This is a genomic window from Rhizobium sp. PEPV16 (assembly GCF_008919455.1).
Lineage (GTDB): Bacteria > Pseudomonadota > Alphaproteobacteria > Rhizobiales > Rhizobiaceae > Rhizobium > Rhizobium leguminosarum_Q.
In genome coordinates, this window is sequence record NZ_VSZV01000094.1 from 1 (window position 1) to 4,009 (window position 4,009).

Annotated in this window: 6 protein-coding genes; 3 read left to right on the forward strand and 3 right to left on the reverse strand. The window is 59.8% G+C overall.

Annotated elements, in window-relative coordinates; all coding sequences use genetic code 11:
* Positions 1-415 (reverse strand): AAA family ATPase (locus FY112_RS01120; RefSeq protein WP_151517428.1); only part of this gene is annotated, 415 nt, incomplete at its 3' end.
* A 638-nt stretch (positions 416-1,053) separates the two neighbouring features.
* Between FY112_RS01120 and FY112_RS01125 the strand changes: the two genes are divergently transcribed.
* Both FY112_RS01125 and FY112_RS01130 read left to right on the forward strand, forming a co-directional pair.
* Positions 1,054-2,055, forward strand: coding sequence for a glycine betaine ABC transporter substrate-binding protein (locus tag FY112_RS01125; protein ID WP_181018121.1), 1,002 nt, complete (start codon positions 1,054-1,056; stop codon positions 2,053-2,055).
* Positions 2,056-2,075: 20 nt separating this feature from the next.
* Positions 2,076-2,438 carry a hypothetical protein gene (locus FY112_RS01130; RefSeq protein WP_172426270.1) on the forward strand — a complete coding sequence of 121 codons (363 nt, stop codon included), beginning with the start codon at positions 2,076-2,078 and terminating at the stop codon, positions 2,436-2,438.
* A 76-nt stretch (positions 2,439-2,514) separates the two neighbouring features.
* Here FY112_RS01130 and FY112_RS01135 read toward each other — a convergent pair whose 3' ends face one another.
* Together FY112_RS01135 and FY112_RS01140 are read right to left on the reverse strand one after the other, a co-directional pair.
* The gene (locus FY112_RS01135) at positions 2,515-2,670 is read right to left on the reverse strand and encodes a hypothetical protein (RefSeq protein ID WP_003540537.1); all 156 of its coding nucleotides are present in this window, start codon (positions 2,668-2,670) and stop codon (positions 2,515-2,517) included.
* A gap of 111 nt (positions 2,671-2,781) precedes the next feature.
* Positions 2,782-3,723 (reverse strand): LysR family transcriptional regulator, encoded by a 942-nt coding sequence (locus FY112_RS01140; protein WP_017960848.1) that lies wholly within the window; start codon positions 3,721-3,723, stop codon positions 2,782-2,784.
* A gap of 73 nt (positions 3,724-3,796) precedes the next feature.
* On the opposite strand from FY112_RS01140, the gene FY112_RS38535 reads away from it, so the two are divergent.
* A complete protein-coding gene (locus FY112_RS38535; RefSeq protein WP_151517427.1) occupies positions 3,797-3,985 on the forward strand; it encodes a hypothetical protein in 189 nt (62 codons plus the stop codon).
* Positions 3,986-4,009 lie beyond the last annotated feature (24 nt).

Here is a 4,009-nt window from a genome sequence, read left to right on the forward strand (position 1 = left end):
CAGCCGGCGATCCGGCGCCCTCGACGATAACGAGGTCGGCCCCCGCAGCCACTTTTCCGAAACTCTCGAGCACGGCGCCGAGCAACTCAGGCTTCAGCCGCTGGTAGTCGCGCCCCTTCGCCTGTCCGAACACCCTGCCCTGGACGATGATCTGGCTGCCATTTTCCGATTGCGGCTTGAGCAGCACAGGGTTCATGTGGACCGAGGATGGCGTGCGCGCGGCCAGCGACTGCAGCCACTGCGCCCGGCCAATCTCGCCGCCGTCATCGGCGACCGCCGCATTGTTCGACATGTTCTGCGGCTTGAACGGCCGGACCGTCAGCCCGCGATTGGCCGCCAGCCGGCAGAGCCCTGCGACCAGAACCGTCTTGCCGACATCGGAGCCGGTTCCCTGCAGCATGATCGCTCTTGCCATGGTGGCCCGCATTCGCCTCTCGTTCAGGCGAGGCCTACAATGGGCGGTAATCCCAGGTCAAGACTTGGCCGGGCAAGACTTGGCCCCAGTCACGTTCCTACATAAACGCGAAAACCGCGCATGGCCTTGGCTCTGCGCGGTTTGCCGAAAAACTCTGGCGTCTTCGCCCTTACACGGCGAAGCTCGCTTTCTCCGGTACGCACTACCTGAACCGGAGAAGCGGCGGTCATTGCTGCCACGACCCAACTGATAACGGCACATTCTTACCGGAGAGTTATTGAAGGCTTACGCAAATGTTAATTTTGATCTTTTTTGACATTCTGGCCAAAATTTCTGCCGAAGATCCGCAGCCTGTCGCCAAGAGCGTGCTTTTCGCCCGAGGGCGCCAATTTCGGAATGCTGACATAAATTCTTCGAATTCAATAATTTAGTCACGCAACCATGAGCAGAAGATGGTTGATTTCTGCGAGCGAACGCGTAGGCTCCGTCATAACACGCCATTGTTGAACATGGCTTGCCCATGAACCGGAAAGCCTGTTGCGGTATCGCCCCGGCAGGCATTTTCCATTCGGGTGCCGGAGAGATTTGTCGGTGAATTTCAGAGCCTGCTACACGTCCGCCTAAGAAGAATTCGGGGAATGACGATGAAGACGTTTCTGATTCCGGCCGTCTTTGCCGCGGCTCTTTCTACCGTCGCGCCGGCCGAAGCCGCCGAATGCGGCAGCGTTTCGATCGCCGAAATGAAATGGGCCTCGGCAGGCATTGCGGCGAGCTTCGACAAGATCATCCTGGAAAAGGGCTACGGCTGCTCCGTCACCATCGTCGATGGCGACACCCTGCCGACCTTCGCCTCGATGAATGAGAAAGGCATCCCCGACATCGCCTCGGAATACTGGATCAATTCCGTCAGGTCCCTGCTCGATCAGGCTGTCAACACCGGCCGGCTGGTACAGGGGGCCGAAATCCTGGCCGACGGCGCCGTCGAGGGTTGGTGGATTCCGAAATTTATCGCCGACGCCCACCCCGACATCCGCTCGGTCGAGGACGCGCTGAAACATCCAGAACTCTTCCCCGCCGAGGACGACCGGTCAAAAGGCGCAGTTTACAACTGCCCCGCCGACTGGAGCTGCCAGATATCGACCACCAACCTGTTCAAGGCGCTTGCCGCCGACAAGAAGGGCTTCGAACTCGTCGAGACCGGCAGTCCCGAACGGCTCGATGCGTCGATTGCCCGCGCCTTCGACAACAAGATCGGCTGGCTCGGTTATTACTGGGCGCCGACCGCCATCCTCGGCAAATACGACATGACGCGCCTGAGCTTCGGCGTCGGCCACAACAAGAATGAATGGGACCGCTGTACCGCGGTTGCCGGCTGCGCCAGGCCCGAGCTCAACTCCTACCCGGTCTCGCGCGCCTTCACACTGATGACCAGGTCCTTCGCCAGCCGTGCCGGACCTGTCACGGCCTATCTCAAGACCCGCAAATGGGACAATGCGACGATCAACCAGGTGCTCGCCTGGCAGGACGAAAACCGCGAAAGCAACGAGGATGCCGCGATCTATTTCCTTCGCAATTACGAGAGTCTGTGGACGAAATGGGTGCCAGCTGATGTAGCCGAGAAGGTCAAGGCGAGCTTATAACGGCCAAAACACGATCAAGCATGGACGATTCGATGACAGGCAATGTTCCCTTTCCCGACCGCGATACCGTTGCGGAAAAGCTCGCCGCCCTGTCGGAGACCGACAAGTCCTACCTGGCGCTGCTCATGGAAAACGCCGCCCAGGACGACAACCTGCTCGACGGCCTGCGCCGTCATCTCGATCTTGCCGCCGGATCGCGTTTCCTGAACTCGCTGAAGCTTGAAAATCTGGGAATGTGGCTCGGGGCACAGGCGCCGGATCGGCTGCAGATCCGGCTGATGGAAACCGCCCGCTCTGGCCAGCATCCCGCCTACCAAGCCTTCCGGACCGGCCTCAGCCGATCCGGTGGCCTCGAAAAAGCCTATCCCCCGGTCATCCGTTAGGATGATCAGGACCGGGTCATCTGATCCCTCGGTCAGTATTTGATCAGGCAATCCCCGGAAGGAATCTGAACCGTCATCACTTCTTCGCGGCGCGGTCGACTGAGCGGCCGGCATCCTGCGTGGCGTTCACGGTGTTTGCCGTATCCTTTCCTATGCCGCGGATCGTATTGCCGCAGGAGGAAAGGGCAAGAAGAACCATCAAGGCTGCGGCAATTTTGGCCGTTGTCGTCATCTCGGATATCCTTGTTTGAAATCAACCCTGAACGGCGACAATTGCCGTCCGCGCCGATAACGCACGACAAACCAAAAGGTTCACTGTCACTTTCGATCGGCGCAAATGCGGCTAGGCGGCGACCGCCTTCGCTCTCTCGGCAAAGGCGCCGCGAATGCTGTCGGCCACCGTCTCGATCGGCCCCGATACCTGCGAGGCGGTCAGCAGGCGGATATCGAAGGCGCCGAGTTCCGGCAGCCCTTCCTGAGGCCCGAGGATCGCCATGTCCTCGTTGACATAGGACAGCGGCAACGGCGCGATGGCGAGATCGGAAAGCACGGCGGCGCGCTGCGCCATCGTGTGACCACTGAGATAGGCGACGCGATAATGCCGCTTGTTGCGTTCGAGCTGGGAGAGTGCTTCCTGGCGCCAGATGCAGCCATCTTCCCAGATCGAGATCGGCAGCGGGTCGCGGCGATGCGCCGAACCGCATTTGGCGCCGGCCCAGACCAGCCGCTCTCGGAACACCACCTCACCGCCCGTCGGGAACGGCCGTGTCGCACAGTTGATCAAGGCCAGGTCGAGCCGCTGCTCCTCCATACGCTTCTTCAGCCCGATGCTCATGTCGATGGTCACATCGACCATGATGCCGGGATAGCTCTCGGCGAAACTCTTCAAGATGCTCGGCAGCAGCCGTTCGCCGATATCCTCCGGCGCGCCGAGCCGCACGACACCGCTGAGTTCCGGCATGATGAAGCGCGACACTGCCTCGTTCGACAGCGCCAGGATGTTGCGGGCATAGGACAGCAACATCTCGCCGTGGCGCGTCAGCGATACCGAGCGGGCGTCGCGCAGAAAGAGCGTCGCCCCAAGCTGTTCTTCAAGCTTCTTGATCTGCATCGATACTGCCGACGGCGTGCGGAAGACAGCCTCTGCGGCGGTCGAAAAATTGCCTGTTTCGGCGATCGCCACGAAGGTACGCAGCACTTCGTTGTCAAGCAGCGGAATGGGACGGCGAAAGGGAATGCTCATCGTCGCATCTTTCAATTTTTCTGATTTATAACCCCATATCATTTTGTTTGATTGAATGTCAATTGACCCTCATATTTCGAGTGTCGGCAGCTAAATGCAGCAAAGGAGGCCCGACATGTCTCAAACAAGCATCTGGAATATCGTACGGGCCCTTTCCGCATTCAAGTCGCAGAGGCGCAGGGATGCCAACCATGAGCATGCGCTCCGGGAGCTAAGGCGCTTTCCGCCACATCTGCTGGCAGATTGTCAGCGCGAGATGGAGTTGACCGTCCCGGAGCGCCGCGCGTGCGATGGGACGCGGTAGAGACGCTTCATCGTTTTGAATCCG

Bases quoted from the DNA above. Each gene is read 5' to 3' on its own strand.
- FY112_RS01125 (WP_181018121.1), top strand. From the start codon at position 1,054: ATGACGATGAAGACGTTTCTGATTCCGGCCGTCTTTGCCGCGGCTCTT.
- FY112_RS01130 (WP_172426270.1), top strand. From the start codon at position 2,076: ATGGACGATTCGATGACAGGCAATGTTCCCTTTCCCGACCGCGATACC.
- FY112_RS01135 (WP_003540537.1), bottom strand. From the start codon at position 2,670: ATGACGACAACGGCCAAAATTGCCGCAGCCTTGATGGTTCTTCTTGCC.
- FY112_RS01140 (WP_017960848.1), bottom strand. From the start codon at position 3,723: ATGATATGGGGTTATAAATCAGAAAAATTGAAAGATGCGACGATGAGC.
- FY112_RS38535 (WP_151517427.1), top strand. From the start codon at position 3,797: ATGTCTCAAACAAGCATCTGGAATATCGTACGGGCCCTTTCCGCATTC.